Origin of the sequence: Phytomonospora endophytica (genome assembly GCF_014202425.1) — a bacterium.
GTDB classification, from domain to species: domain Bacteria; phylum Actinomycetota; class Actinomycetes; order Mycobacteriales; family Micromonosporaceae; genus Phytomonospora; species Phytomonospora endophytica.
The window spans coordinates 151,883-178,344 of record NZ_JACHGT010000007.1 but is presented as its reverse complement, the minus strand read 5'-3'; the positions used below and the strand labels follow the sequence as shown (position 1 = coordinate 178,344).

General features: G+C 70.2%; 23 protein-coding genes and 1 tRNA gene. 12 read left to right on the top strand and 12 right to left on the bottom strand.

The window, feature by feature from the left end:
• Positions 1-15: 15 nt before the first annotated feature.
• The 6 genes from HNR73_RS17400 to HNR73_RS17375 all read right to left on the bottom strand — a co-directional run bounded on the left by HNR73_RS17400 (position 16) and on the right by HNR73_RS17375 (position 5,791).
• Complete coding sequence (locus tag HNR73_RS17400) at positions 16-726, bottom strand: ABC transporter ATP-binding protein (RefSeq protein ID WP_184788550.1); 711 nt, start codon at positions 724-726, stop codon at positions 16-18.
• A complete protein-coding gene (locus tag HNR73_RS17395; protein ID WP_221330966.1) occupies positions 716-1,528 on the bottom strand; it encodes an ABC transporter ATP-binding protein in 813 nt (270 codons plus the stop codon). Before HNR73_RS17395 ends, HNR73_RS17400 begins: the two co-directional genes overlap by 11 nt.
• Complete coding sequence (locus HNR73_RS17390) at positions 1,521-2,678, bottom strand: branched-chain amino acid ABC transporter permease (RefSeq protein WP_184788549.1); 1,158 nt, start codon at positions 2,676-2,678, stop codon at positions 1,521-1,523. The genes HNR73_RS17395 and HNR73_RS17390 overlap by 8 nt, the downstream gene beginning before the upstream one ends.
• Entirely contained in the window at positions 2,675-3,661 is a 987-nt protein-coding gene (locus tag HNR73_RS17385) for a branched-chain amino acid ABC transporter permease (RefSeq protein WP_184788548.1), read from the bottom strand. The genes HNR73_RS17390 and HNR73_RS17385 overlap by 4 nt, the downstream gene beginning before the upstream one ends.
• Positions 3,662-3,772: 111 nt before the next feature.
• On the bottom strand, positions 3,773-4,918 hold the full coding sequence (locus tag HNR73_RS17380; protein WP_184788547.1) for a branched-chain amino acid ABC transporter substrate-binding protein: 1,146 nt from the start codon (positions 4,916-4,918) through the stop codon (positions 3,773-3,775).
• 255 nt (positions 4,919-5,173) lie between these two features.
• Entirely contained in the window at positions 5,174-5,791 is a 618-nt protein-coding gene (locus HNR73_RS17375) for an ANTAR domain-containing response regulator (protein WP_184788546.1), read from the bottom strand.
• Between the two features lie 254 nt (positions 5,792-6,045).
• Here HNR73_RS17375 and HNR73_RS17370 point away from each other — a divergent pair.
• A tRNA-Leu gene (locus tag HNR73_RS17370) sits at positions 6,046-6,122 on the top strand.
• An 819-nt stretch (positions 6,123-6,941) separates the two neighbouring features.
• On the opposite strand, the gene HNR73_RS17365 is transcribed toward HNR73_RS17370, so the two are convergent.
• Positions 6,942-8,369 carry a polysialyltransferase family glycosyltransferase gene (locus tag HNR73_RS17365; RefSeq protein ID WP_184788545.1) on the bottom strand — a complete coding sequence of 476 codons (1,428 nt, stop codon included), beginning with the start codon at positions 8,367-8,369 and terminating at the stop codon, positions 6,942-6,944.
• Positions 8,370-8,635: 266 nt separating this feature from the next.
• Here HNR73_RS17365 and HNR73_RS17360 point away from each other — a divergent pair, with 266 nt between their 5' ends.
• From HNR73_RS17360 to HNR73_RS17340, 5 genes are read left to right on the top strand one after another with little or no spacing between them, the layout of a single operon-like run.
• A complete protein-coding gene (locus HNR73_RS17360) occupies positions 8,636-9,949 on the top strand; it encodes a DUF6716 putative glycosyltransferase (protein ID WP_203686753.1) in 1,314 nt (437 codons plus the stop codon).
• Positions 9,950-9,972: 23 nt separating this feature from the next.
• Positions 9,973-11,154 (top strand): acylneuraminate cytidylyltransferase, encoded by a 1,182-nt coding sequence (locus tag HNR73_RS17355; RefSeq protein ID WP_203686755.1) that lies wholly within the window; start codon positions 9,973-9,975, stop codon positions 11,152-11,154.
• A 7-nt stretch (positions 11,155-11,161) separates the two neighbouring features.
• Entirely contained in the window at positions 11,162-12,079 is a 918-nt protein-coding gene (locus HNR73_RS17350; RefSeq protein ID WP_184788544.1) for an N-acetylneuraminate synthase family protein, read from the top strand.
• Positions 12,076-13,107 carry a hypothetical protein gene (locus tag HNR73_RS17345; RefSeq protein ID WP_184788543.1) on the top strand — a complete coding sequence of 344 codons (1,032 nt, stop codon included), beginning with the start codon at positions 12,076-12,078 and terminating at the stop codon, positions 13,105-13,107. Before HNR73_RS17350 ends, HNR73_RS17345 begins: the two co-directional genes overlap by 4 nt.
• A complete protein-coding gene (locus HNR73_RS17340) occupies positions 13,104-14,084 on the top strand; it encodes a glycosyltransferase family 2 protein (protein WP_184788542.1) in 981 nt (326 codons plus the stop codon). The genes HNR73_RS17345 and HNR73_RS17340 overlap by 4 nt, the downstream gene beginning before the upstream one ends.
• A gap of 2 nt (positions 14,085-14,086) precedes the next feature.
• On the opposite strand, the gene HNR73_RS17335 is transcribed toward HNR73_RS17340, so the two are convergent.
• On the bottom strand, positions 14,087-15,193 hold the full coding sequence (locus HNR73_RS17335; RefSeq protein ID WP_203686757.1) for an acyltransferase: 1,107 nt from the start codon (positions 15,191-15,193) through the stop codon (positions 14,087-14,089).
• A gap of 131 nt (positions 15,194-15,324) precedes the next feature.
• On the opposite strand from HNR73_RS17335, the gene HNR73_RS17330 reads away from it, so the two are divergent.
• Complete coding sequence (locus HNR73_RS17330; protein ID WP_184788541.1) at positions 15,325-16,140, top strand: nucleotidyltransferase domain-containing protein; 816 nt, start codon at positions 15,325-15,327, stop codon at positions 16,138-16,140.
• Between the two features lies 1 nt (position 16,141).
• On the opposite strand, the gene HNR73_RS17325 is transcribed toward HNR73_RS17330, so the two are convergent.
• From HNR73_RS17325 to HNR73_RS17310, 4 genes are read right to left on the bottom strand one after another with little or no spacing between them, the layout of a single operon-like run.
• Positions 16,142-16,747, bottom strand: coding sequence for a response regulator transcription factor (locus tag HNR73_RS17325; protein WP_184788540.1), 606 nt, complete (start codon positions 16,745-16,747; stop codon positions 16,142-16,144).
• The gene (locus tag HNR73_RS40755) at positions 16,744-17,874 is read right to left on the bottom strand and encodes a sensor histidine kinase (protein ID WP_203686759.1); all 1,131 of its coding nucleotides are present in this window, start codon (positions 17,872-17,874) and stop codon (positions 16,744-16,746) included. The genes HNR73_RS17325 and HNR73_RS40755 overlap by 4 nt, the downstream gene beginning before the upstream one ends.
• A 9-nt stretch (positions 17,875-17,883) precedes the next feature.
• The gene (locus HNR73_RS17315) at positions 17,884-18,624 is read right to left on the bottom strand and encodes an ABC transporter permease (protein WP_184788539.1); all 741 of its coding nucleotides are present in this window, start codon (positions 18,622-18,624) and stop codon (positions 17,884-17,886) included.
• On the bottom strand, positions 18,621-19,529 hold the full coding sequence (locus tag HNR73_RS17310) for an ABC transporter ATP-binding protein (protein ID WP_184788538.1): 909 nt from the start codon (positions 19,527-19,529) through the stop codon (positions 18,621-18,623). Before HNR73_RS17310 ends, HNR73_RS17315 begins: the two co-directional genes overlap by 4 nt.
• 174 nt (positions 19,530-19,703) lie before the next feature.
• On the opposite strand from HNR73_RS17310, the gene HNR73_RS17305 reads away from it, so the two are divergent.
• The 5 genes from HNR73_RS17305 (at position 19,704) to rpsA (ending at position 26,436) form a co-directional block, all read left to right on the top strand.
• On the top strand, positions 19,704-20,180 hold the full coding sequence (locus HNR73_RS17305) for a Dps family protein (protein WP_184788537.1): 477 nt from the start codon (positions 19,704-19,706) through the stop codon (positions 20,178-20,180).
• A gap of 821 nt (positions 20,181-21,001) precedes the next feature.
• The gene (locus HNR73_RS17300; protein WP_184788536.1) at positions 21,002-21,868 is read left to right on the top strand and encodes a sulfite exporter TauE/SafE family protein; all 867 of its coding nucleotides are present in this window, start codon (positions 21,002-21,004) and stop codon (positions 21,866-21,868) included.
• 99 nt (positions 21,869-21,967) lie between these two features.
• Positions 21,968-24,676 (top strand): DNA polymerase I, encoded by a 2,709-nt coding sequence (polA, locus tag HNR73_RS17295; protein ID WP_184788535.1) that lies wholly within the window; start codon positions 21,968-21,970, stop codon positions 24,674-24,676.
• Between the two features lie 33 nt (positions 24,677-24,709).
• On the top strand, positions 24,710-24,934 hold the full coding sequence (locus HNR73_RS17290) for a hypothetical protein (RefSeq protein ID WP_184788534.1): 225 nt from the start codon (positions 24,710-24,712) through the stop codon (positions 24,932-24,934).
• Positions 24,934-26,436, top strand: coding sequence for a 30S ribosomal protein S1 (gene rpsA, locus HNR73_RS17285; RefSeq protein ID WP_184788533.1), 1,503 nt, complete (start codon positions 24,934-24,936; stop codon positions 26,434-26,436). Before HNR73_RS17290 ends, rpsA begins: the two co-directional genes overlap by 1 nt.
• The last annotated feature ends 26 nt before the right edge of the window (positions 26,437-26,462 follow it).

Sequence of the window (26,462 nt, the reverse complement as noted above, 5' to 3'; positions counted from 1 at the left end):
CCGCGTCGTCGGCGATCAGGCCACGCCGAGGTAGGCGTCGCGCACCGCCGGGTCGACCAGCAGGTCCGAACCCGAACCGGAGCGGGTGATCGCCCCGGTCTCCAGCACGTACGCGCGGTCGGCGCGTGACAGCGCCTGCTGCGCGTTCTGCTCGACGAGCAGGATCGTGGTGCCCTGTTCGCGGATCTCCAGGATGATGTCGAAGATCTGCCGGATGAGCATCGGCGCCAGCCCCATCGAGGGCTCGTCGAGCAGCATCAGCTTCGGCCGCGACATCAGCGCACGGCCGATCGCGAGCATCTGCTGCTCACCGCCCGACAGGGTCCCGCCGGGCTGCTTGCGCCGCTCGGCGAGGCGTGGGAACAGCTCGAACACCCGCTGCTGGTCGGCGGCCACGGCCGCCTTGTCCTTGCGGGTGTAGGCGCCCATCGTCAGGTTCTCCAGGACCGTCATGCCGGGGAAGATCCCGCGGCCTTCCGGTGCCTGGGAGATCCCGGCGACGACCCGGCGGTCGGCCCGCATGCGGGTGATGTCGTCCCCGCCGAACAGGATCCGTCCCGCCGAGGCCCGCCGGAGTCCGGAGATGGCCCGCATGGTGGTGGACTTGCCCGCGCCGTTGGCGCCGATGAGGGCCACGATCTCGCCCTCGTCGACGGTCAGGCTGATCCCGTGCAGCGCCTGGATGCGCCCGTAGTGGACGTTCAGGTCCTCGATCTCAAGCAGCATCCTCGGGCACCCCCAGGTAGGCGGCGATGACCCGAGGATCCTCGCGGATCTCGGCGGGCGCGCCGTCGGCGATCTTCTGACCGAACTCCAGCACCACGATCCGGTCGGCGACACCCATCACCAGGCGCATGTCGTGCTCGATGAGCAGGACGGTGTGCCCGCGTTCGCGGATGTCGCGGATCAGCTGCTGGAGCCGCTCCTTCTCGGCCGGGTTGAAGCCGGCGGCCGGCTCGTCGAGGCACAGCAGTTTCGGCCGGGTGGCCAGTGCCCGCGCGATCTCCAGCCGGCGCTGGTCGCCGTAGGGGAGGTTGCGGGCGAGTTCGCCGCCGCGTCCCTCAAGGCCCACGAACTCCAGGAGTTCGGCGGCCAGGCGCCGTCCGTCCTTCTCCTCCCGGACGTGCCGCGGCAGGTGCAGCAGCGCGCCGACGACGCTGGTCTTGTGATGCGCGTCGGCGCCGACCTGGATGTTCTCCATGGCCGTCATCTCGGGGAACAGGCGGATGTTCTGGAAGGTGCGTGCGATGCCCATTCGGGTGATGAGGTGGGGCTTGCGGCCCGTGAGGACCTTGCCGTCGAAGCGGACCTTGCCCTCGGTCGGCTTGTAGAGCCCGGTCATCACGTTGAAGCACGTGGTCTTCCCGGCGCCGTTGGGGCCGATGAGCGCGAGGATCTCGCCTTGGCGCACCTCGAACTCGACCTGGTCCAGGGCGACGACGCCACCGAATCTCAGCGTCACGTTGTCCACCGACAGCAGGGTCGACGGGTCCGCGACGGTCTCTTCGTCCGCGATCGACTCAGCCAACGATCGTCGCCTCCTTCGCTTCCTGTCTGCGGTCGGCCAGCTCCCGGGCCCGGCGTCTGCTGGGCAGGAGGCCCTGCGGGCGCAGCACCATGATGAGGATCAGCGCGAGGCCGAAGATCAGGTCGCGCTTGTCGGCGAAGGACCGGAAGCGTTCGGGCAGATAGAACGCCAGGACCGTGCCGACGGTGACGCCGAGGATGTTGCCCTGGCCGCCGAGCACGACCGCCGCGACGAACATGATCGACAGCAGCAGCGTGATGCTGTTGGAGCCGAAGTGGCCGTTGCGGCTGGCGAACATGGCGCCGGAGAGGCCGCCGATGCCGGCGCCGATGGCGAAGGCCCAGAGCTTGAACTGGAAGGTCGCCACGCCCATGAGGGAGGCGGCGTCCTCGTCTTCGCGCAGGGCAAGCCAGGAGCGTCCGACCCGGCTGCGTTCGAGCTGCTTGACCCCGAAGATGACCGCGAAGATCAGCACCAGCGTGAGCCAGTAGAACGGCCGGGAGTCGTTGACGCTGAACAGTTTCGTACCTTCGAGTTCGGTGCCGGCCGGCCAGGTGCCGGGCGGGGTGGGCATCCCGCCGAGTCCGGAGGTGCCGTTGGTGAACTCGGCGTTGACCGCGATCAGGCGCACGATCTCACCGAAGCCGAGGGTGACGATGGCGAGGTAGTCGCCGCGCAACCGCAGGGTCGGTGTCCCGAGGATGACCCCGGAGACCATGGCCAGGGCGATCGCGATCGGCACGCAGATCAGCCAGGGGAACTTCGTGGCGACGATCGACTGCGGTGACCCGAACAGGGCCACCGAGTAGGCGCCGACGGCGTAGAACCCGATGTAGCCGAGGTCGAGCAGGCCGGCCATGCCGATCACGACGTTGAGGCCGATGGCCACGAGGACGTAGATGGCGATGGTGGACAGCACGAACCCGAAGGAGTTCCCGCCGTCGACCTCGTCGGTGCGGAACGGGATTCCGGGGATGTAGAGGTTCGGCAGCGCGAAGAGCACGACGACGCCGGCGAGGGCGGCGGCGATGCGCCACGCCTTCGGCAGGTCGTGCCAGCGTCCGCGGGCGCCCTGGATGAAGGAGGCCCGTTTCTCGTCGGCCGTGCGGATCTTCTGCCCGGCCGTGCGCAGCTTGTCGGTCAGCGTCATGCTCTCGCCTTCCCGAGGGAGTCACCGAGGATTCCGGTGGGACGGAACATCAGCACGACGACGAGGACGACGAACGCGGTGACGTTCATCCAGTCGTTGCCGAAGAAGCCCGCGCCCCAGTTCTCGACGAGGCCGAGCACGAGACCGCCGACGAGGGCGCCACGCAGGTTCCCGATGCCGCCGAGCACGGCGGCGGTGAACGCCTTGATGCCCAGCAGGAAGCCCATGTCGAAGGTGATCTGGGGGAACTTCAGGTTGTACAGGACCGCCGCCACGCCCGCGGCGAGACCGCCGAGGAGGAAGGTGAGCATGATGACGCGGTCCTTGTTGACGCCCATCAGCGCCGCGGTGTCCTCGTCCTGGGCCACCGAGCGGATCCCCAGGCCGAACTTGGTGCGGTTGAGGAACAGGTCGAGCGCCAGCCACATCCCGATCGCGCAGAGCACGATCCCGATCTGGAGGTTGGTGATGCCGAAGGAGTTGATGTTGAGGCCGATGTCGCTCGGGTCGAACCACACCTGAAACTTCTGGTGCACCAGGGCCGGGGTCGAGACGACCTTGCGGTCGACGAGCAGGCCGACGATCTCCGAGATGGCCACCGAGGCGCCGATCGCGGTGATCAGGAAGATCAGCCTCGGCGCGTTCTTTCGCCGTAGCGGCCGGTAGGCGACGCGCTCGATGATGAGGGCCGTCCCGCCGGAGAATATCGACGCGGTCACGGCTCCCAGCAGGAGCATCCCGATCACGACGAGCAGGGGCGGTACGGCCGCGGCGCCGGAACTGTATCCGAGCCAGCCCCACACCATCACGCTGCCGAAGGCTCCGACGAGGAAGACCTCCGAGTGCGCGAAGTTGATCAGCTGGAGCACGCCGTAGACGAGGGTGTAACCCAGGGCGATGAGCGCGTAGATCGCCCCTTGGGTCAGGCCGGTGACGGTGAGGTCGCCGATGATCGTCCAAAGGTTGGAGAAATTGTCGGCCATACCTTGGAAGAAGTCCACAAATCACGTCCTTAATGGACCGTCAGGTCCCGGGGAGCGCCGTGGGCACGGCCGAAGCGGAGCAGGCCGTGCCCACGGAAACTCGGGTCGGGGTTACTGAATCGGCTCGCGGGCGACGATCTTGCCGTCCACGACGTCGTAGGTCCAGATGACGATGACGGACTTGTCGATCTCGCCCTTGTCGTCGAACTTGATGTGCTTGGAGACGCCGGGGGCGTCGTAGGCGTTGACGTGTTCGAGCATCTTCGCGCGGCTGTCCACACCGGCCGAGATGCCGGTCAGGAAGACCGTCGCGGCGTCGTAGGCCTCGGCGCCGTAGGTGCCGGCGTCGGCACCGAACATCGCCTTGTAGTCGGCGGCGAAGGTTCCGGTCGCCTTCTCGGCGGGAACACACGGGCAGGTGATGATCGAGCCGTCGGCGGCGTCGGCGGCACCGTCGATGAAGCCCTGGTCCTTGATGCCGTCGGGGCCGACGAAGGTCGCGGTCACACCGGCGGTCTTCAGCGCCTTGGCGAGCGGGCCGCCCTCGGCGTAGTAACCGGCGAAGAAGACCACGTCGGGCTTGGCGGCGTTGACGGCCGAGGCGATCGCGGAGAAGTCGGTCTGCTTGGGCTGGATCGACTGGCGGTCGACGACGGCCGAGCCGAGCGCGGTCGCGGCCTGGTCGGCCAGGCCCGTGCCGTACTCGCTCTTGTCGTCGATGAGGAAGACCTTGGCGGCCTTCAGGGTGTCCTTGATGAACTTGCCGACGGCCGGGCCCTGGCTGGCGTCGTTACCGAGCGAACGGTGGAAGGTCTTCCAGCCGTTGTCGGCGAGGTCGGGACGGGTCGCCGAGGCCGAGATGATCGGCAGGGCGCCGTCTTCGAAGATCTGCCCGGAGGCCTTCGTCGGGCCGGAGAACGCCGGGCCGACGACGCCGAGGACCTTCTGGTCCTGGACGAGCTGCTGGGCGAGACCGGGGGCCACGGCCTCGTCGCCCTTGTCGTCGGACTCGACGAGGGTGACGCAGTGCGCGGCGTCCTTCTTGTTGTGCTGATCGACCGCCAGCTTCACCGATTCGAGGATCGGCTTGCCCAGACCCGCGTTCGGACCGGTGATCGGGCCCATCATCGCGATCTTGTAGGTGCAGCCACCGCTGCCGGTGTCGTCCGACTTGTCCGCCGGGGCGCAGGCCGCCGTCCCGATCAGAGCCGCAGCGACCGCCACACCGGTCAGCGTGCGTACGAGTGTTCGCCTCACGAGTCTTGCCCTCCTGGAGATCCCGGGTGGTCCTGAGGGCAGGGCGAATCGGACCATTGTCCGAAGCAACCCTTGCTCAGGACTGCACAGGCCGGAAACTGGCCCGCTGGCGACGGACGTTATCGCGCAAGAGGGTTCTTGTGAAGGGGCTCACGTTAGGTGAAGGCAAACCGTTATCGTACTGTGTCCGCCAAGGTCATCTAACGTGACGAAAAACCGCGCGGAGGAGCTAAGAGCAGCCAAACGGTTAATCGATCAGACCGACTCGGGTGGCCCCTCGGCGGCCTTCTCCTCGGTCGTTTCGGCGATGATCCGCGCGGCAACCTCGCCCATGGACAGACGGTGGTCCATGGCGGTCCGCTGGACCCAGCGGAAGGCGTCGGGCTCGGCCATCCCGTAGCGCGTCATCAACAGGCCTTTGGCGCGGTCGATGAGCTTGCGGGTCTCCAGGCGCTCGGAGAGGTCGGCGACCTCCCGTTCGAGGGCGACCATCTCGGCGAAACGGGCGATCGCGACCTCGATGGCGGGCACCAGGTCGCTCTTCTGGAAGGGCTTGACGAGGTAGGCCATCGCGCCGGCGCTGTTGGCGCGCGCGATGAGGTCGCGCTGGCTGAACGCGGTCAGGATGACCACGGGCGCGATGCGCCCGGAGACGATCTTCTCGGCCGCGGCCAGGCCGTCCATGATGGGCATCTTGATATCGCAGATCACCAGGTCAGGACGGTGCTGCTCGGCGAGCTTGACGGCCGTCTCGCCATCGCCGGCCTCGGCGACGACGTCGTAGCCCTCCTCGGTGAGCATCTCGGCCAGATCGAGCCGGATCAACGCCTCATCCTCGGCGATGAGTACGCGTCGGCGCGGTTCTTCGGCCATGACTGCCTGCCCTCTCGATGTCCGTCTGGAAGGTCGTGCGCGCGTGCGTTCGTGCCGGTCACGTGCGCGAGGTAGTAGCCTATCCGGTCGGCGCCGGAGGCCGCCGCTGACCGCTCGCGGTGTGGGACGCACCGGCCGCCCGGATACGGGCGTGCGGTCGGCGCGGCGGGGTCTGTAGGATGGCGTCTGGTGTTGGCGAGGACTGTCCGGTTTTGGTTTGAGTCCTCGCCGAGGGCATCGAAAGAATTGAATAAGCCCTGGTATTCCAACTGGCAGAGAAAATGGCTTCAAACTCCATTCAGTGTGGGTTCGAATCCCACCCAGGGCACCAATCATGCTTTCGAAGCGGCGTCTTAAGAATTGTCGTACCTGTCGGCGATGGTCGTTCCATGTATTCGCTGGAGCTTCGCCGCAAGGCCCGTGAAATGTACGCGGGCGGGGCGACCATAGCCGAAACTGCTCGCGCCCACGGACTTCCGTGCCCCACCGTCCGGGACTGGTGCCGCAAGGTCTTCGCCACGGACGATCCTACTCACCCCTGGGGCGCATCCTGCTTTCGGTGCGATGATCCGGCCGGGTTCCCGGCCGATCCGGTGAGCTACGCCTATCTCCTCGGCCTGTACCTCGGCGACGGCGACATCTCCGCGGTCCGTGACACGCCACGGCTGCGGATCTCCTGCACGGCCGCCTATACCGACCTGCTCGTTGAGTGCGCGCAAGCCATGCGGGCCGTGTTGCCGAACCGGACGGGCCGCGTGACGCGAGGCGGGTGCACGGTCGTGCAGTCGCACTCGCGGCACTGGCCCTGCCTCTTCCCTCAGCACGGGCGGGGACGCAAGCACGAGCGCCCCATCGTCCTCGCACACTGGCAGCGCGACATCCTTACCGCACACCCCAAGCCCTTCCTGCGCGGCCTCATCCACTCCGACGGCTGGCGCGGCGTCAACCACACCACGGTGAAAGGCAAACGCTACGAGTACGTCCGCTACCAGTTCGCCAACGAGTCCGCCGACATCCTCGCCCTCTGCGGCTGGGCCCTCGACCTCGTCGGCGCGGAGTGGCGCTACAGCCGGTACAACGTCGTCTCCGTCGCGAAGAAGCACTCGGTCGCGCTCCTGGAGACCTTCATCGGCCCGAAGACCTTAGGTCCTCAGTCCCGCCCCTCTAACCCCTCACCCGACTCCGCGCCCTTCAGCGCCTTCCCCTTGCGCACCAGTGCCTTCGCCGTCCGCATCGCGCCGCGCGTCAGCCGGTTGCGTGGGATGACCGCGCGCCCCTGCACGCCCCCGGGCAGGCCGAGCACCGTCAGCCGGCGCCGACGGAAGTAACGCGGGATGCGCGCGTTCGGCAGCGCGGTCAGGAATGCGGCCGCGGCTTCGCGCAGGTCGGGCCGGTTCTGCGACTGCATGCAGTAGCCCACGGCCGTCACCAGCGCCTGCGTCTCGGCGATCCGCGCGGGCGACACGTCCAGCGGTGCCGCCGCGAAGCCCTTCGCCTCCAGATCCGGCAGCAGCGCGTCCACGATGGTCACCGGGACGCGGTTGCTGTTCTGGTACGGCGTCAGCTTCTGCAGCAGCAGTTCCGTCCCCACCCGCGCCACCGGCAGCCCGTGGAAGGTCGCGGCCGTGAACAGCGCCGTGGAGAAGCAGCCGACCACAAGGGACGGCCGCAGTCGCGCGAAGAGCGTCTCGGCGAGCACCGGCGTGTCGACGATCGTCAGCTCGGCGCCCTTGTCGGCCGCGGCCTTGGCGAGGGTCTCGGCGGTGCCGCCGGGCGCGCTCGGGTGCGGCTTGAAGATGATCGACCGGTACCCGGCCGCCAGCAGACCGGCGAGCATCCGGTGATGCAGTGCCTCCTCCTCGGCGGCCGTGAGGATCCCCAGCGCGGCGAGGTACTGCCCCAGCATCAGCGCGGGGCCGGTCTGGGCGGGCAGGTCGACGGGGGAGTCCTCGCCGACCTCGGCGAGGACGGCGTTGAACGCCTCCACCGGGACCTGCTCGGCCACGACACCGTGCTCGGCCAGCAGCAGCGGCGTCAGACCCGGCACCAGGTCCAGGTGCAGCAACCGGACGGCCCGGCCGCCGACACCGCCGGGGATCTTCACCCTCGTCGGCCCGTAGCTCATCAGCCCGTCTGCGTACAGGTCCACCGCGCTGTCGGCGAAGATGTCGACCACCGCCCTCGCCGGATTGCCCTGAATGGACTCGACGACCAGCCGCACCGGCGCTTCCCCGAGACCCCAGCGGTCGCGCAGGAGCCGCTCCCAGATCGGCGTGTCCTCCGGCTGCGGAGCCCACGCCGCCGGGTGCTGCGGATGGATCGTGGCGTTCCAGTCGAGGACCTCGTCGAAGCGGCGCGCGATCGGCGCGAAACCGGGCGCGGCGTCCAGCGCCGTGCTCGTCTCCGGGATCGGCGTGTTCGTGCTCACCAGCAGGATCCGCCGCGCCGCGCGCTCACCGAAGGCCCCGGCGTCGATCGCCGCCGCGAGCGTCGCCGCCCCGTAGAGAGTGGACGCGAGGAACAGCTGGACGGTGGCGTCCTCGCCGCCGTCGGTCGCGGCCGCGGCCGTGTCGTTCACGAGTGCTCCTGGCGTTCGGGGCGCGCGTCGAGGAGCGGCGCCGGTCGGTCCGCGGTCTGCTGTTCTGCGGGAGTCGCGTGCAGAGTACATCGGCTTTATTGCGCGTGAGAGGGCCGATAAGGCGATTCGGCGGCCGGGAACTTATGTACGCGAGTTGTTTACCTCGCGTTGGATTTGCCTTAGGCGAACTCACCTGAAGCCGCCCTAGTGTCCGTTCGGTGCCGACCGGACCAACGACAGCCGGATCGCAGGCATCATCCCCGGCGGTGCGACCGTTGCGGATCGATGTCCTCGCCGATTCCGATACCCGATGGAAGTGGGGCGCGCTGCTGGCGCGCCGCGTCGACCCGGGGTGTCACCTGACGGCGCGGTTCCTGCACGCCAGGGCCACTCCGACCGCCCGCCAGCTTGATGAGGTGGGCGTTCGCCCCGACGAGCTCGCCGAGGCGCCGCTCGCCGACTTCCTCACCGACCCGGCGCTCGCCGAGGCCGACGTGGTGATCCTGGCCGCCCCCGGCGGGGTGGCGCAGAGCGCGATGCACGGCTTCGCCAAGGCCTGGGAAGGCCGCCGGAAGCGCCCGGTCGTCGTGACGGGATATGTCGGCGTCGTTTACGAGAAGATGACCGACGGGCTTCTGTTGCGCGCCGGCGCCGACGTCGTATTGGCCAACAGCGTCTTCGACGCCGACCGTTTCCGTGAGGTCTTCACCGCCGTCGGCGTCCCCGCCGAGTCGGTCGTCGAGACGGGCCTCCCCTTCCTTTCCGGTGCCCCCTACGACCCGGACGCGGTCACGCGCGGCGAGCGCCGGTACACGGTCTGCTTCGCCGCCCAGCCGTCCTCTCCGGCGTTGCGCGGTGAGCGGCTCTACATCCTGGAGCGGGCGGCGCGGCACGCGCGGCTGCATCCTGAGCGTGACGTGCTGGTGAAGCTGCGCAGCCGTCCCGGGGAGCACACCACGCACCTGGAGGATTTCCCCTACCAGCGTCTCCTCGCGCGGTTGGAGAACGCTCCGGGCAACCTCTCGCTGGTCTACGGGAACATGGGCGAGGTCCTCGACCGCACCGACCTGTCGGTGACGGTCAGTTCGACCGCGGCGCTGGAGTCGCTGCATCGGGGCATCCCGACGGTCATCCTCACCGATCTGGGTGTGCGGGAGTCCCTCGGCAACCACCACTTCGTGTCCTCGGGCTGCCTGGCGTCCTGGGATGAGCTGGACGAGGGGGACAACCCCGTCGCCGACCCGGATTGGCTGCGGCGCAACGGGGTCCTGGCCGCCGGCGTCGATCCTTTCGCGCCGGTCCGTGCGCGCGTAGGCGAGCTGATCGCCCGCCGTGACGGCGAGGGCCTGCCGGGTCTCGATCCCTATTACACGATGTCCCGCGCGGGGGGTTACCTGCGCGGTCTGCTCTCCCGGCAGGGACTGGAGCCCGACGGCTCGCCCCGGCCGGGTGTCGCGGCCGAGGCCGCGGGTGCCGGGCGCCTCGCGGTGCGCCGGCTGACGAGGCGGTCGCTGCGGTCGGTGTACCGGGTCGCCGCGCACCGGCTGGCGCCGGTGATCCGCCGGTGGGGTCAGTTGTGAGTTCCTCTACGGAAAGTGATGCGTTGAGCGTTTTGGTGGTGATCCCCGCGCGAGGTGGCTCGAAGGGGGTACCGGGCAAGAACCTGACGCCGGTGGCGGGTGTGCCCTTGGTGGCGCGCGCGGTGGCGGCGTGTCTGGCGGCGAGCCGTGTGACGCGGGTGGCGGTGTCGACCGACGACGGCGGGATCGCCGCGGCGGCGAGGCACGCCGGTGCCGAGGTGGTGATGCGCCCGGCCGCGATCTCCGGTGACCTGGCCTCCAGTGAGGCGGCGGTGCTGCACGCGATGGACGCCCTTGACGGGGGAGCCGGCACCGAGGTGGTCGTGCTGGTCCAGTGCACGAGCCCGTTCCTGACGGCGTCGGATGTGGACGGTGTGGTCGCGGCGATCCTCGACGACGGCGCCGACACCTCCTTCACCGCCGCGCCCTTCCACGGCTTCGTCTGGCGGCAGGGCGACACCGACGGCGGCCCCATCAAGGGGGTGCACGGCGTCAACCACGACGCCGCGCACCGCGCGATGCGCCAGCAGCGGCCCGCGGAGTTCCTGGAGACCGGCGCGGCCTACGCGATGCGCGCCGATGGGCTGCGCGAACACGGCCACCGTTTCTTCGGCCGTGTCGCCCTGGTCCCCACCGACCCGGCCCGCGCCCTGGAGATCGACGACCCCTCGGACCTCCTGCGCGCCCGCGCGCTCGCGCCGCTCCTCGAACGGGGCAGGACCCCGTCCCAGGACGACGTCGACGCCGTCGTCCTCGACTTCGACGGCACCCAGACAGACGACCGGGTCCTCATCGACGCCGACGGCCGCGAGATCGTCGCCGTCCACCGCGGTGACGGGCTGGCCGTCGCGGCCATGCGCCGTGCGGGACTGCCGGTGCTGATCCTGTCCACCGAGACCAACCCGGTGGTGGCCGCCCGCGCCCGCAAGCTCAAGGTCCCCGTCCTGCACGGCATCGACCGCAAGGACATCGCCCTCAAACGCTGGTGCGAGGAAGAGGGGATCGCGCCCGAACGGGTGCTCTACGTCGGCAACGACGTCAACGACCTGCCCTGCTTCGACCTTGTCGGATGGCCCGTAGCGGTCGCCGACGCCCATGAGGTCGTACGGGCGGCCGCGCGTGCCGTGACCGGCACGCGCGGTGGACATGGCGCGATCCGCGAGATCGCGGCGTGGCTGCTTGGCTCGACATTGGAAGGGAACTGAACGCGAGATGACCACCGTTCGAATGCGTCAGCTCGGTGACCGCGAGGTCGGCCCCGGCCGCCCCGTCTACGTCACCGGCGAGATCGGCATCAACCACAACGGCGACCTGCACAACGCGTTCGCCCTCATCGACGCGGCCGCGGCCGCCGGCTGCGACGCCGTCAAATTCCAGAAGCGCACCCCCGAGATCTGCGTTCCCCGCGACCAGTGGGGGATCGAGCGTGACACCCCTTGGGGCCGGATGACCTACCTCGACTACCGGCACAAGGTCGAGTTCGACGCCGACGACTACCACGCGATCGACCAGCACTGCCGCAAGCGCGGCATCGACTGGTTCGCCTCGCCGTGGGACGTCCCGAGTGTCGACTTCCTGGAGCCGTACGACGTCCCGGCGCACAAGGTCGCCTCGGCGTGCCTGACCGATGACGACCTGCTGCGCCGTCTGCGCGAGACCGGTAAGACGATCGTCGCCTCGACCGGCATGTCGACGCCCCAGCAGATCCGGCACGCCGTCGAGGTCCTCGGCAGCGACCGCGTCCTGCTCTGCCACACCACCAGCACCTACCCGGCACCGACGAACGAGCTGAACCTGCGCATGCTCGGCACGCTGGAGCGCGAGTACCCGAACGTGCCGATCGGCTACTCCGGCCACGAGACCGGCCTCCAGACGACCGTTGCCGCCGTCGCGCTCGGCGCGGTGTTCATCGAGCGTCACATCACCCTCGACCGCGCGATGTGGGGCTCCGACCAGGCCGCCTCCGTCGAGCCGCAGGGCTTGCAGCGCCTCGTGCGTGACATCCGCACCGTCGAGGCGTCTCTCGGCGACGGTGTCAAGCAGGTCTACGAAGGTGAGAAGGCCGCGATGAAGAAGCTGCGCCGCGTTCCCGGCCAGGTCGCCGAGTCCATGGAGCAGCAACCGGCATGACCCGTACGCTCGCGCTGCTCGAAAGCCCGGCACAGATCCTGAACCTGCTGGAGTGGACCCACGGTGACGGAACGGCCGACCCGCGCGAGGTGACGGCCGCGGTGATCCTCCCGCGGGCCGCCGCCGCGCGCGAGCAGCTGCGGGCGATGGCGGCACTGGCCCGGGCCGAAGGCCTGACGGTGTCGTTGTACTCGCCACGGGACGGGATGCGGGAACTGGCCCGCTGCGGAGCGGTGCTGTCGGCGCGGGTGTGTCGCGCCGCCACGCTGGTCCTCGGCGATCCCTTCTCGCAGCTCGCGCAGTCGCTTCTGCCGCTGTCGCGGGCACGGCGGGTCGTCGTCGTCGACGACGGGACCGCCACCATCGAGTTCGTCGCCCGGCTCGCCGGGCGACGGCCCCTCGTCCGCTGGCACAGCACGCATCGGCCACCGGGTCGCGCCCTGCGCGCGACCCGGTGGCTCGCCGCGCGCGAACCGGAGGTCTTCACCTCGCTGGAGGTGACGGCGCCCGAAGGCGTGCGGCTGACGGTCAACACCTACGCGTGGGCGAAGGCGCGCTTCGGGCCGCCCGAGGTCATCGACACCGTCGACCTCCTGGGCACCTCCCTCGTCGAGACGGGCGTCGTCTCGCGGGAGGCCTACTTCGAGGGCGTCAAGCGTCTCGTCACCGGGCACGGCGTGACCCGGTACCTCGCCCACCGCAGAGAGAGCCCCGACAAGCTGGCCGCGCTCGTGGCGAGCACCGGCGTCGAGGTGGTCCACCCCGAGCTTCCCCTCGAACTGCACGCCCGCACCGGGCCGACGGCGCGCACCGTCATCAGTTTTCCGTCGACGATGGTCCACACCCTGCCGCTGATGCTCGCCGGGACCGGCGTCGACGTGGTCATCCAGGAGATCGGGCCGGAATGGCTCACGGCGGACGCGAGCGAGCACGCGGCCGGCTTCCTCGCCGAGGTGACCGGGTCGGCCAGGGTCCGGCATGGCCTGGCGACCGTACCGCCGACACCCGCGACTGGAGAACCGAAGTGACCAAGCTGTCCGTGATCGTCCCGTTCTACAACGTGGTGGATCTCGCCCGCGACACCTTGCGCGGGCTGGCCACCAACGCGTCGGAGGGCACCGAGTTCCTCCTCGTCGACGACTGCTCCACCGACGGGACGAGCCGGATCCTGGACGCCTGGGCGCGGGGACGCCACGACACCACGGTGATCAGGCACCCGGAGAACAGGGGCATCGCCAGGGCCCGCAACAGCGGCATCGACGCCGCCAAGGGCGAGTACCTGACCTTCCTCGACGGCGACGACTGGTACCGGCCCGGGTATCTCGCGGAACTGGTCGGTGCGATCGAGCGGCTCGGCTGCGATTTCGTGCGGACCGACCACGTCCGCGTCGAAGGGCTGGAACGCACGGCCGTGCGTGCTCCCGGCGCCCCGCGCGGGTGGGTCCTGAACCCGCGCGACGTGATCACCCCGGCCGACTCCGAGACGATGGTGGACTACCCCTTCGTGTGGGCCGCGATCTACCGTCGCGGGCTGTTCGCCGACGGCGGGATGCGCTTCGACGAGAACCTGCGGACCGCCGAGGACCGGCTGTTCACCTGGCGGCTGCACCTGACGGCGAAGACCTTCGCGGTCGCCGGGCTGCTCGGGGTCTTCTACCGCCGCGGTGTCACGACCTCGCTGACCCAGATCGGCGACGTCCGGCAGCTCGACTTCCTGCCCGCGCACGACGCGCTTCTGGAGATGGTCGGCGACGACGCCGAGGCCGAACGCTTCCTGCCCAAGGCCGTCCGCACGTACTGCGCGATGATCGCCTTCCACGTGATGACCGCAGGCCGCTACGAGGCGCACGCCGGGCGCCGCCTCAAGCGCATGGCCGCCGACGCGCTGGGCCGCATGCCGCAGGACATCCTGGAACGGACCCTCCTCGACATGAACCACGAGCGCAGCCGGGTCCTGCGCAAGCTGCGGCGCCGTGCCGGCACGGCCGCCCGTACCGGCGGGTAGCCCTACCCCAGCAGCCGGCGCAGTTTCAGCCTTCCCCACAGCAGGCTCGCGCCGAAGGCGATCACGAGCGTCGCCGCGGTGAGTCCCACCGCGACGGCGATCGCCGGGAACCAGCCGTGGCCGGGGTGGGCGATCCAGTCGCTGAGGGTGCGCAGCACGAGCACGTGGACCATGTAGGCGCCGAGGGCGGCGCCGCCCAGCTTGCCCACGAGCGGGCGGATGCGCTCGGGCACCCGCATCCGGCTGATCGTCAGGGCCACGCCGAGCATCAGCGCGGCGGTGATCAGGTTCGAGTTCGGGATCACGTAATGGACCGCGTGCTGGTACCAGATCACGCCGCCCATGGCCGCGGTCGCGACCAGCGGCCAGACCCAGCGTGGGAGCCTGCGGTTGTGCAACGCCAGCACCATCGCACCGGCGGCGGCGTACACGACCTGGTAGACGCCGAAGCCCCAGGCGAAGGTGGGCAGCTCCCAGCCGGTGAACTGCGCGAGGTCGCCGGTGTGCTTGCCCGCGACGGCGAAACCGAGCAGGGCCAGGGCGATGCCCCAGGGCCGCTTCCCGGCCTTCAGCAGGACGATGAAGCCGAGGAAGAGCACGACGGGGACGTAGGTGTAGAGATACCAGAGGTGGTAGGCGGGCCGGATCGTCCCGAGCAGCGACTGCCAGGCGAACTCGGCCGACGAGCCGCCGTTCGTGCCGTTCAGACGGCCCCAGGCGAGATAGATCGCGGTCCACACGAACAGCGGGATCACGACGCGCACCAGGCGCTGCGCCAGGCGCCTGCCGTCCTTCGGCGGCGCGCCGACCAGTACCGCCCAGCCGGCGATCGCGAAGTACATCGGGACCGCGAAATGGCTGAAGGAGTCGAAGACCATGCCGGTCCAGTACGTGGCGGAACCCTTTGCGGGATCGACGTCGACGGACATGAGGTAGTCCCCGCCGACGTGCCCCATGACGACCCCGACGGCGCAGATGAGCCGCAGGACGTCGATGTCGTGCCGGTGCTCGCGAGGGGGCCGGTCGGCCGGCGCGGCCTCCGGACTGTCGCGTGGAGCGGGGACGACGGGCGCGGAGGCGTGCGGGGCGGCGATGGGCTCGGCAGACACGGTCCAGTCCTGTGGGGGCGGGGTGGGAAGCCCCAGCTTGCCCGGGGGAGGGCCGGGAACGGTATTGACACCGGCTGAAGAGAAGGTGAAATCCTTGCCGCAAGATCACCCCGTGGGGCACACTGCCCATCGTGGAGGACACCGAACTCAAGGCCGTCGCCGATCGGCTCGTATCGGTACCCGGCGTCGTCGCCGTCACCCTCGGCGGCAGTCGTGCTCGCGGGACCCACCGCCCCGACTCCGACATCGACCTCGGTCTCTACTACCGCGGCCGCCCCGACGTCGACGTCCTCCGCGCGCTCGCCGCCGACGTCTCCGGCCGGTCCACCGAGGTCACCGAACCCGGCGGCTGGGGCCCCTGGGTCGACGGCGGCGGCTGGCTCACCGTCGGCGCGTGGCGTGTCGACTGGATCTACCGCGACCTCGACCGCGTGGACCGCGTCTGGAACGACTGCCGCGACGGCCGTTTCGAGCTCGCCGTCCAGCCCGGCCACCCGCTCGGCTTCTACTCCCACACCTACGCGGGCGAAGTCGCCTTCGCCAGGATCCTCGCCGACCCCACCGGCGAACTTCGCGAACTCCAGGCCGCGACCGCCGCATACCCGCGGGCGCTCCGTGACGCACTTCTCGACGCGCTCTGGGAGGCCGACTTCCTCACCGCCTCCGCCCGCTACGGGGCCAAGGGCACCGACCCCGCCTACACCGCGGGCTGCCTCTTCCGCGTCGTCGGCGTCCTGTGCCATGCCCTGCACGCACACGCCGAACGCTGGCTCATCAACGAGAAGGGCATGGTCGCCGCGACCGACGCACTCGGCGCCGTCGACGGCTTCGGTGGGCGCGTCACGGCCCTGCTCGGTGCCGTCGGCGCCACCCCGGGGGACATCTCGGCGACAGTCGACGCGGCCGAGACACTGGTCGCCGACGTCCGCGCGGCCCTCGGCCGCTAGCTCACAGCCATCCCTTGTCCTCGGCGATGCGGGCGGCCTCGGCGCGCGTCCGCGCGCCGGTCTTCCCGATCGCCGACGACAGGTGGTTGCGGACCGTTCCGTCGGTGAGGTGCAGCGAACGGGCGATGTCGCGGATCGTGCCGCCCTCCACGGCGGCGCGCAGCACGTCGCGCTCGCGGTCGGTCAGCGGGCACGCGCCGTGCGACAGGGACTCCGCCGCGAGCGCGGGATCGAGCACGCGCAGGCCCGCCGCGACGCGCCGGACGGCGTCGGCGAGCTGCTCGGGCGGGGCGTCCTTGACGATGAAGCCGTGCGCCCCGGCCGCCATCGCGCGGGCCAGATAGCCGGGCCGCCCGAAGGTCGTGCAGATGATGACCCGGCACGAGGGATGCTCGCGGCCGATGCGCGCCGCGGCGGTCAGGCCGTCGGTGCCGGGCATCTGGACGTCGATGAGCGCGACGTCGGGGGAGTGCGCGGCGACGGCGGCGACCGCGGCGTCGCCGTCGCCGGCCTGGGCGACGATCTCGATGTCGTGCTCCAGGCCGAGCATGCTGGCCAGGGCACCGCGCACGAGCGCCTGGTCGTCGGCGATGAGGACCCTGATCATTTCTCCAGCCTCACGGTGAGTGTGTAGCCGCCGTCGGGTGCGGGACCGGCCGTCAGGAGTGCCCCGATCGCCGAGAGGCGCTCGCGCAGTCCGTTGAGGCCGTTGCCGGCCGGGGCGTGCCCGCCGCGGCCGTCGTCGTGGATCTCCAGCCGCGAGGGTCCGATCCGGACGGTGCAGCGGTCGGCGTGGGAATGCCGGATGACGTTGGTGACGCCTTCGCGCAGGGCGTAGGCGAAGGCGGTGCGCTGTGGTTCGTCGATCTCGTCGATCGCGCTGGGCAGGTCGGCGGCGATGTCGGCGGCGGCGAGGGCCGCGCGGATCGCGGCGAGTTCACCGGCGAGGCTGGTCTCGCGGTAGCCGGAGACGGTCGCGCGGACCTCCCCGAGGGTCTGGCGGGCGAGCTGCTCGACGTCGGCGATCTCGGTTTCGGCGCGTTCCCCGGCGTGGTCGGCGCCCGATTCCAGGAGCCTGCGGGCGAGCGCGGCCTTGACGGTGATGGTGGTCAGGGTGTGGCCGAGGATGTCGTGCAGGTCGCGGGCGATGCGGTTGCGTTCCTCCCGCGTGGCGAGTCCGGCGATCTCGTCGTGGGCCTTGATGAGCGCGCGGTTGGTGTGGATCAGGCGGCCCATGAGGAGGGTGACGATGGCCAGCGAACCGAAGAGCAGGAGTTGGCCCATGGCGGTGTCGCGGTCTTCGAGGACGAGGGTGGCGACGGCGAGGGCGCCGAGGACGACGACGTCGACGGTGAGCGCGACCCGCAGTGGCGCGGCGAACGCGAGCATGTTGATCGGGTAGATGAACACGAAGACGGTGCCGATGCCGCCGAGCCACACCAGGACGGTGGCGGTCGCGAACAGGAACACGAAGACGCCGACGCGGAAGCGCGCGTTGGTGCGGACGCTGAGGAACGGGACCGACACGAACACGACGCCGTAGACGGCGTAGAGCCCGATGATGAGCCAGGTGGGGACGTGGTGCGGGTTGCTCTCCAGGGCCTCGGCGGCCAGCGAGGTCAGGTAGAGGGTGAAGAAGGCGCTGATGCCGACTCCGGCGAGCCGGAAACCCTTGGCGCGACGGAGCCACCCGTCCTTGTCGGGACGGGTGGCTGCGGTGGTTTCGCCGGTCACGGTTGACAACTATGCCCGCTGGGCGCTGGTGACGAAGCGCCGCGCGCTGAGGAGTCCGGCGACGATCGTGTAGGCGGCCAGGACGGCGATGGCGGTGAGGAGGTTCTTGTTGTCGTAGAGGGCCGACTGGCCGAGTTGCGTGAACCAGTAGCTCGGGGTGGCCTTCATGATCGCCGAGAGCCAGTCGGGGGCGATCTGGGCGGGGATCCACATGCCGCCGAGCATGCCAAGGACCATCGAGGACAGGCCCATGACCGACGGGAGGCTGTCGGCGGGGATGCTCAGGCCGATGAGGAGGCCCAGGGCGGCGAAGGGGATGGCTCCGAGCCACAGTCCGGCGGTCGCCATGACCCAGCCGCCGGCGCTGAGGCTGACGCCTTCGACGGTGGCGCCGAGGACGCTGACGAGCGCGATCGAGGGGACGGCGACGAGCATCGCGACGATGAGTTTGGTGTAGAGGTAGCTCGCCGGGCTCATCGGTGTCAGGCGGAGCTGGCGCTGCCAGCCGTTGCCGCGTTCGACGGCGACGCGGGCACCGGTGGACAGGGCGGCCGACATCGCGCCGAAGGCGCCCATGCTGACCATCATGGCGGCGGCGACGGAGCTGCCGTCCTCGTAGGTGGAGCCGTTCCCGCCGTACATGCCGACGAGGAGGACGAAGAGCACCGCGGGCATGACCATGCTGAAGATCAGGAAGCGGCCCGAGCGCATGATCCGGCGGCATTCGAGCAGGAGGTACTGCGCGTTCATCGGGTGGCTCCTTCGGTGGTGAGGGCCAGGAAGGCGTCCTCAAGGCTCATGGCGGTGATCTCGATGTCGCGGGCGGTGGGGTCGGCGAGGAGGGCGCGGACGGCGAGGTCGCTGTCGGCGCAGCCGAGGGTGATCGTGTTGCCGCGCACGTCGACGTCGGTGACGCCGGGCAGGGCGGCCAGCCGGGCGGCGTCGGGGGCGTCGACCACGGCGGTGAGGCGGCGGCCGGTGACGTGGGCGCGGATGTCGGCGACGGAGCCGTCGGCGATGACGCGGCCCTCGCGCATGAGCACGACACGGTCGGCGAACTGCTCGGCCTCGTCGAGGTAGTGGGTGGCGAACAGGACCGTGCGGCGGGTCTTGTGCATGGTCTGCCAGAAGTCGCGGCGGGTCTCGACGTCCATGGCGACCGTCGGCTCGTCGAGGACGAGGAGGTCGGGGTCGGCGACCAGGGCCATGGCGAAGCGGACGCGCTGCTTCTGGCCGCCCGACAGCTTCGAGCAGCGGCGCGCGGCGAGGTCGGCGACCCCGGCGGCGGCGAGCGCGTCGGCGACCGGCATCGGTTTGCGGTGGAGGGCCGCGACGAGCGCGACCGACTCGGCGACGGTCGCGTCGTCGAGGAGGGCGGCGTCCTGGAGCATCGCGCCGACGAGGCCGTCGCCGATGGCCTTGCGCGGTGCCCGGCCGAAGATCCGCACCTCGCCGGCGTCGGGGGTGCTCAGGCCCAGGAGCATGTCGACGGTCGTGGACTTGCCCGCTCCGTTGGGGCCGAGCAGTGCGACGACCTCGCCCGCGGCGATGTGCAGGTCGACGCCGGCGACGGCCTGGACGTCGCCGAAGGACTTGCGCAGACCGGTCAGCCGGACGGCCGCGCCGTCGGTGCCGGTGGGAGCTGTCTGTGTCATGGCTCCACGATCCGTCCGCGCGGGGCCGGGCGTGAATGCCGCGCGTCATGGCCCGGGCATGACAAATGTCAGTGGCGGGTAACACCGTGGCGGATCTCTCGAACAGTGCCGGGCACAAGATCGGGAGTGACTAGCGTTGCGGGTGGGGAACACAAACGAAGGGCGGAAACACACATGTCGACTATCAAGTCTCCGTTGTCCGATGAGGCCCGCAAGGTCACCGGCGAGGCGCTGCAGGGCGCCCTGGTGGACCTGGTCGACCTGTCGCTGGTGGGGAAGCAGGCGCACTGGAACGTGTACGGGCGCAACTTCCGCTCGCTGCACCTCCAGCTCGACGAGATCGTCGACGCCGCGCGGCTCGCCTCCGACACCGTCGCCGAGCGCGCCGTCGCGATAGGCGTCGCACCCGACGCCCGCGCCGCGACCGTCGCGTCGGGCACCGGACTGCCGGGGGTCGACTCGGGACAGCTGACCGACCAGAAGGTGATCGAGCTGTTCATCGACGCCTACGCGAAGATCATCGAGCGCATGCGCCAGCGGATCGACGTCACGGCGGACCCGGACCCGGTGAGCCAGGACATCCTGATCGGGATCACCCAGGAACTGGAGAAGCAGTACTGGATGTGGCAGGCCGAACTCTCGGCCGGCTGACCCGACCCGCACCGGCGCACGACCCGACGACGGCCGCCCCGAGGGGCGGCCGTTGGTTTGGGTGGGGGAGGGTCGGGTGCGTTCCTGTGCCTTGGGGCTTGTGGCCGATGTCCGCCGAACCGCGTTACCGGCGGCTCGCCGAGCCGTCGTCTCGCAGGTGCGTTCCGATGCGCCACGGCTGAGTCGTCACCCGGATCCCCTCCGCAGCCGGAGCCGAGCTGGCCCGCCGCTTGCCTCCGCGTCCCAGAGACCTCACCGTTCCCGACGGGCGGGCGAACCACGCTTCACCCGCCACATCGCCGCGCCCAGGACTCGCCACCCGCCGCTCAAGCGAACCGCGTGCACGCCGCACGACGCGTCTGCGCACAGGCGAGTGCGCGCCTCCGACTGCACGTCGCGTCGCGCTCGCGCGGGTGAGGCGGCGCCCCCGTCACCGCTGAGGCGCCGGCTTGCCCGCCTCCGCGACGTGCGGCTGGCCGTGACTCTCGCGAGCCTCACACGCAGTGCTCGCCCCCGTAGATCGGGCAGACGAGGACACCGCCCGCACTCGCCTTCCCGGGCCGGAGGTGGGCAGGCCGTGCTCCCCGCCCACATCGCACGCCGGGGCCCGCGGCTGCCGCCGGTCGAAGCCCTCACGCCTGCCAGCCCTGCGAACTCACCCGTGACCGCGAGCCGCACCCATACGCCCTCACGCGGCCCGCCACCCGCAAACCGCACTCACCCACCCCCAAGACACATCCCCGACACGCCCTTCCCCTCACCACCCCCACCGGTTAGTCTGTATTTCCTATTGGATAACTAGGGAACCTCCAGGAGTCCCCGTGCCCAGCCTGATCATCCTCGCCGTCATCGGCGTGGCCGCGCAGCTCGTCGACGGTGGCCTCGGCATGGGCTACGGCGTCTTCAGCTCCACGATGCTGGTCATCGCCGGGCTGTCGCCGGCCGTCGCGTCGGCCAGCGTCCATCTCGCCGAGATCGGCACGAGCCTGGCCTCGGGGGTCGCGCACTGGCGGTTCCGCAACGTCGACTGGCGCATCGCCGTCCGCATCGGCCTGCCGGGCGCGGTGGGCGCCTTCCTCGGCGCGACGCTCCTGTCGAACCTGCCCGGCGACGTCGCCAAGCCGTGGATGTCGGGGATCCTCCTGGTCCTCGGCGTGGCGATCCTGGTGCGGTTCGCGGGCGGGCGGCGACGTGAGCAGACGTCGCCGCACCCGTTGCGGACACGGTTCCTGGCGCCTCTCGGCCTGTTCGCGGGGGCCGTCGACGCGACCGGTGGCGGCGGCTGGGGCCCCGTCGCCACCCCCGCCCTCATCGCCACCGACCGGCTCGCGCCCGCCAAGGCCGTCGGCACCGTCAACACCGCCGAGTTCGCCGTCGCGGTCGCCGCGAGCCTCGGTTTCCTCCTCCACCTCGGCGGCGGCATCGACTGGAAGATCGTCGGCGCGCTCCTCGTCGGGGGCGCCGTCGCCGCGCCGGTCGCGGCCTGGCTCGTCCGGCTCATGCCCTCGCACTACCTCGGCCTCGCCGTCGGCGGGCTCATCATCGCCACGAACGCCCGCACGATCCTCGTGGCCGCCGGGGCCCCGGACCCGCTGCGTTACAGCGCCTACGCCCTCATCCTCGCCGTCTGGGCCGCCGCGCTCTCTCACGCCGTCCGCAGCCGCCGCCTCGCACGCGTCGCCGCCTGACCCGGGGCCCGGTCCGCGACGCCTGTCTCCCGTCGCGGCCCGGGCCCCGACACCCGCCCACCCGAAAAGCGTCACACCCGCCCACTAGGCTCTTCAGCTGTGACGAACTCGAAACCTCGGCTGCTCCTGCTCGACGGACACTCCCTGGCATACCGCGCCTTCCACGCGCTGCCCGAGGAGAACTTCGCCACCTCGACGGGGCAGACCACCAACGCGGTCTACGGCTTCACCTCGATGCTGATCAACCTGCTCCGCGACGAGAAGCCCAGCCACGTCGCCGTCGCCTTCGACGTCTCCCGCGTGTCCTTCCGCACCGCGATGTACGCCGAGTACAAAGACGGCCGATCGGCGACCCCGGCCAGCTTCAAGGGCCAGGTCGAGCTCATCGGCGACGTCCTGGAGTCCATGGGCATCACCGCCCTGCGCAAAGAGGGCTTCGAGGCCGACGACATCATCGCCACCCTCTCCACCCAGGCGACCGCCGCCGGTTTCACGACGCTCATCTGCTCCGGCGACCGCGACGCCCTCCAACTCGTCGACGCCGACGTCACCCTGCTCTACCCCAAGAAGGGCGTGTCCGACCTCGCCCGCATGACCCCGCCCGCCGTGGAGGAGAAGTACGGCGTCACCCCCGAGCGCTACCGCGACCTCGCCGCCCTCGTCGGCGAGAAGAGCGACAACCTCCCCGGTGTCCCCGGCGTCGGTCCCAAGACCGCCGCGAAGTGGATCACCACCTACGGCTCCCTCGACGGCATCGTCGCCGAGGTCGACGCCATCAAGGGCAAGGCGGGGGAGAACCTCCGCGCCCACCTCGGCGACGTCCTCCGCAACTCCCAGGTCAACCGCCTCCTCACCGACGTCGAGCTCGAAGCCGGCCCGGCCGAGCTGGAGTGGCGCGGCTGGGACCGCTCCGAGGTCTCCGAACTCTTCGACTCCCTGGAGTTCCGCGTCCTCGGCGACCGGATCGCCCAGACCCTCGGCGACAAGGCCGTCGGTGAGATGGCCGAGCGCGCCGCCGCCGAGCCCGTCGAGCAGATCACCGGCACCGTCCTCGCCTCCGGCGAGGTCGCCGCCTGGCTCGACGCGAACACCGCCCCCGGGCAGCGCGCCGCCCTCGCCGTCACCGGCACCTTCGGCCGCGGCACCGGCGACCTGACCGCCATGGCCGTCGCCTCCGGCGAAGAGGCCGCCTGGTGGGACCCGGCCGCCCTCGAACCGAAGGACGAGCAGGCCGTCGCCGCCTGGCTCGCCGACCCCGAGCGCCCCAAGATCGTGCACGACGCCAAGCCCGTCCTCCTCGCCTCCGCGGCCCGCGGCTGGCCCTTCGGCGGACTCGCCGCCGACACCGCCCTCGCCGCCTACCTGGTCCGCCCCGACCGCCGCAACTACGGCCTCGACGAGCTCTCCCAGCGCTACCTCCGCCGCGAACTCGACGCCGCCACCGAGGAAAGCGCACAGCCGACCCTGGACGCCATGCTCGACGAGGGCCCGGCCGACGCCGCCGAACAGGCCCTCATCCGCCGCGCCCGCGCCGTCCTCGACCTCGCCGAGGTCCTCGACACCGAGCTCGAACGCACCAACGGCACCCGCCTCCTCGCCGAGATCGAGCTGCCGCTGGTCACCGTCCTCGCCGAGATGGAACGCGCCGGCATCGCCGCCGACACCGCCTACCTCGACGAGCTCGACTCGCGCTTCGCCGCCGACGCCCGCAACTCCGAGCAGGCCGCCATCGACGTCATCGGCGAGCAGTTCAGCCTGCGCTCGCCCAAGCAGCTCCAGGCGATCCTCTTCGACAAGCTGGGCCTGCCCAAGACCAAGCGCACCAAGACCGGCTACACCACCGACGCCGAGGCCCTGCGCCAGCTGCACATCAAGACCGAGCACCCGGTCCTGCTGCACCTGCTGCGCTACCGCGAGGTCGACAAGCTCAAGACGACCGTCGCCGGGCTGCTGGCCGCCGTCGCCGACGACGGCCGGATCCACACGACCTTCCAGCAGACCGTCGCGGCCACCGGCCGTCTGTCGTCGACCGACCCGAACCTGCAGAACATCCCGATCCGCACCGACGAGGGCCGCCTCATCCGCCGCGCCTTCGTCGTCGGCGCGGGCCACCAGGAGCTCATGACGGCCGACTACAGCCAGATCGAGATGCGGATCATGGCGCACCTGTCGGCCGACGAGGGCCTCATCGGCGCCTTCGCCTCCGGCGAGGACCTGCACACCACCGTCGCCTCCCGCGTCTTCGAGGTCGCCCCGGCCGACGTCGACGCCGAGATGCGCCGCAAGATCAAGGCCATGTCCTACGGCCTCGCCTACGGACTGTCGTCTTACGGACTCTCCCAGCAGCTGGGCATCTCCGCCGAAGAGGCCCGCGGCCTCATGGAGGAGTACTTCGAGCGCTTCGGCGGCGTGCGGGACTACCTCCGCTCGGTCGTCGAGGTCGCCCGCCGCGAGGGCTACACCGAGACGATCTTCGGTCGTCGCCGCTACCTCCCCGAGCTGACCAGCGACAACCGTCAGCTGCGGGAGATGGCCGAGCGCGCCGCCCTCAACGCGCCCATCCAGGGCTCGGCGGCCGACGTCATGAAGATCGCCATGCTCGCCGTGGACCGCGCGATCGGCGAGGCGGGCCTGCGTTCGCGGGTTCTTCTTCAGGTTCACGACGAACTTGTGCTCGAAGTCGCACCGGGTGAGCGAGATCGACTTGAGGCGCTCGTCCGCGCCGAAATGGCCGCTGCCTGCGAACTCTCCGTGCCCCTCGACGTATCGGTCGGTGTCGGCGCCGACTGGGACTCGGCCGCCCACTGACCGCCTGACGGGGTGCGGTTGGACCATATGGTAATGGGCACGGTAGGCTGGTCGACGCGTCGACTAACCCGCTACCTCGGCATGGAGCAGGTCAGCGTCGCCGGACACCCGCACCGACATCTTCATCACCGAAAAAACTTCGCCGACGAGTCCACCGACACCGAGGCGACGTCTTCGGCGGAGGTCTGCGGCCACGGCGAAGGGTTCTCGCGCACGAGCACGACTTGTTTTCACCAGTATCCGGAGCACCTGCCCTAATGACGAGCAGCATCGAGGCCACCTCGAGCACCGCCGCTGAGAGCGGCAAGGTCGACGACATCACCACCGAGGAAGAATTCCTCGCGGCGATCGACGAGACCATCAAGTACTTCAACGACGGCGACATTGTCGAAGGCACCGTCGTCAAGGTCGATCGGGACGAGGTCCTGCTCGACATCGGCTACAAGACCGAGGGCGTCATCCCCTCGCGCGAGTTGTCGATCAAGCACGACGTGGATCCGGCTGAGGTCGTCGCCGTCGGTGATCACATCGAGGCCCTGGTGCTCCAGAAGGAGGACAAGGAAGGCCGGCTGATCCTCTCGAAGAAGCGCGCTCAGTACGAGCGTGCATGGGGAACCATCGAGAAGATCAAGGAAGAGGACGGCGTCGTGCGCGGCTCCGTCATCGAGGTGGTCAAGGGCGGCCTCATCCTCGACATCGGGCTCCGTGGCTTCCTGCCCGCCTCCCTGGTGGAAATGCGTCGCGTGCGCGACCTCCAGCCGTACGTCGGGCGCGAGCTCGAAGCCAAGATCATCGAGCTGGACAAGAACCGCAACAACGTGGTCCTGTCCCGCCGTGCCTGGCTTGAGCAGACCCAGTCCGAGGTTCGCACCGAGTTCCTCAACAAGCTCGCCAAGGGACAGGTCCGCAAGGGCGTCGTGTCCTCGATCGTCAACTTCGGCGCCTTCGTCGACCTTGGCGGCGTGGACGGCCTGGTGCACGTCTCCGAGCTGTCGTGGAAGCACATCGACCACCCCAGCGAGGTCGTCGAGGTCGGCAAGGAGGTCGAGGTCGAGGTCCTGGACGTCGACCTGGAGCGCGAGCGCGTGTCGCTGTCGCTCAAGGCCACGCAGGAAGACCCGTGGCGCCAGTTCGCCCGCACCCACGCGATCGGTCAGATCGTCCCGGGTCGCGTGACGAAGCTGGTTCCGTTCGGTGCCTTCGTCCGCGTCGAGGACGGCATCGAGGGTCTGGTCCACATCTCCGAGCTCGCCGAGCGCCACGTCGAGGTGCCCGAGCAGGTCGTGAACGTGGGCTCCGAGGTCATGGTCAAGGTCATCGACATCGACCTTGAGCGTCGCCGCATCTCGCTCTCGCTGAAGCAGGCCAACGAGGCCTTCGTCGAGAACGAGGAGCAGTTCGACCCGACCCTGTACGGCATGGCCGCGCAGTACGACGACCAGGGCAACTACATCTACCCGGAGGGCTTCGACTCCGACACGGGTGAGTGGCTCGACGGCTTCGACAGCGCCCGCGAGGAGTGGGAGCGGCAGTACGCCGAGGCCCGCACCCGCTGGGAGGCCCACGCCAAGCAGATCGCCGAGACGGTCATCAAGGACGCCCCGGCTCCGGTCGAGGGTGCCGAAGGTACCGCCGCGCCGAAGAAGGCGTCGACCGGTGGCGGCGGCAAGGCTCCGTCCGCGGCCGAGGAGCCCTCGGGCACCCTGGCCACCGACGAGGCTCTCGCGGCTCTCCGCGAGAAGCTCGCCGGCGGAAACTAGCCGAAGACCGCGCCACGGCGTGAGTT

Excerpts from the sequence above, each read along its gene's own strand:
- rpsA (WP_184788533.1), top strand. The coding sequence starts at position 24,934 with ATGACGAGCAGCATCGAGGCCACCTCGAGCACCGCCGCTGAGAGCGGC.
- HNR73_RS17350 (WP_184788544.1), top strand. The coding sequence starts at position 11,162 with ATGACCACCGTTCGAATGCGTCAGCTCGGTGACCGCGAGGTCGGCCCC.
- HNR73_RS17385 (WP_184788548.1), bottom strand. The coding sequence starts at position 3,661 with ATGGCCGACAATTTCTCCAACCTTTGGACGATCATCGGCGACCTCACC.
- HNR73_RS17325 (WP_184788540.1), bottom strand. The coding sequence starts at position 16,747 with ATGATCAGGGTCCTCATCGCCGACGACCAGGCGCTCGTGCGCGGTGCC.
- HNR73_RS17390 (WP_184788549.1), bottom strand. The coding sequence starts at position 2,678 with ATGACGCTGACCGACAAGCTGCGCACGGCCGGGCAGAAGATCCGCACG.
- HNR73_RS17400 (WP_184788550.1), bottom strand. The coding sequence starts at position 726 with ATGCTGCTTGAGATCGAGGACCTGAACGTCCACTACGGGCGCATCCAG.
- HNR73_RS17310 (WP_184788538.1), bottom strand. The coding sequence starts at position 19,529 with ATGACACAGACAGCTCCCACCGGCACCGACGGCGCGGCCGTCCGGCTG.
- HNR73_RS17290 (WP_184788534.1), top strand. The coding sequence starts at position 24,710 with ATGGGCACGGTAGGCTGGTCGACGCGTCGACTAACCCGCTACCTCGGC.
- HNR73_RS17375 (WP_184788546.1), bottom strand. The coding sequence starts at position 5,791 with ATGGCCGAAGAACCGCGCCGACGCGTACTCATCGCCGAGGATGAGGCG.
- HNR73_RS17345 (WP_184788543.1), top strand. The coding sequence starts at position 12,076 with ATGACCCGTACGCTCGCGCTGCTCGAAAGCCCGGCACAGATCCTGAAC.
- HNR73_RS17315 (WP_184788539.1), bottom strand. The coding sequence starts at position 18,624 with ATGAACGCGCAGTACCTCCTGCTCGAATGCCGCCGGATCATGCGCTCG.
- HNR73_RS17305 (WP_184788537.1), top strand. The coding sequence starts at position 19,704 with ATGTCGACTATCAAGTCTCCGTTGTCCGATGAGGCCCGCAAGGTCACC.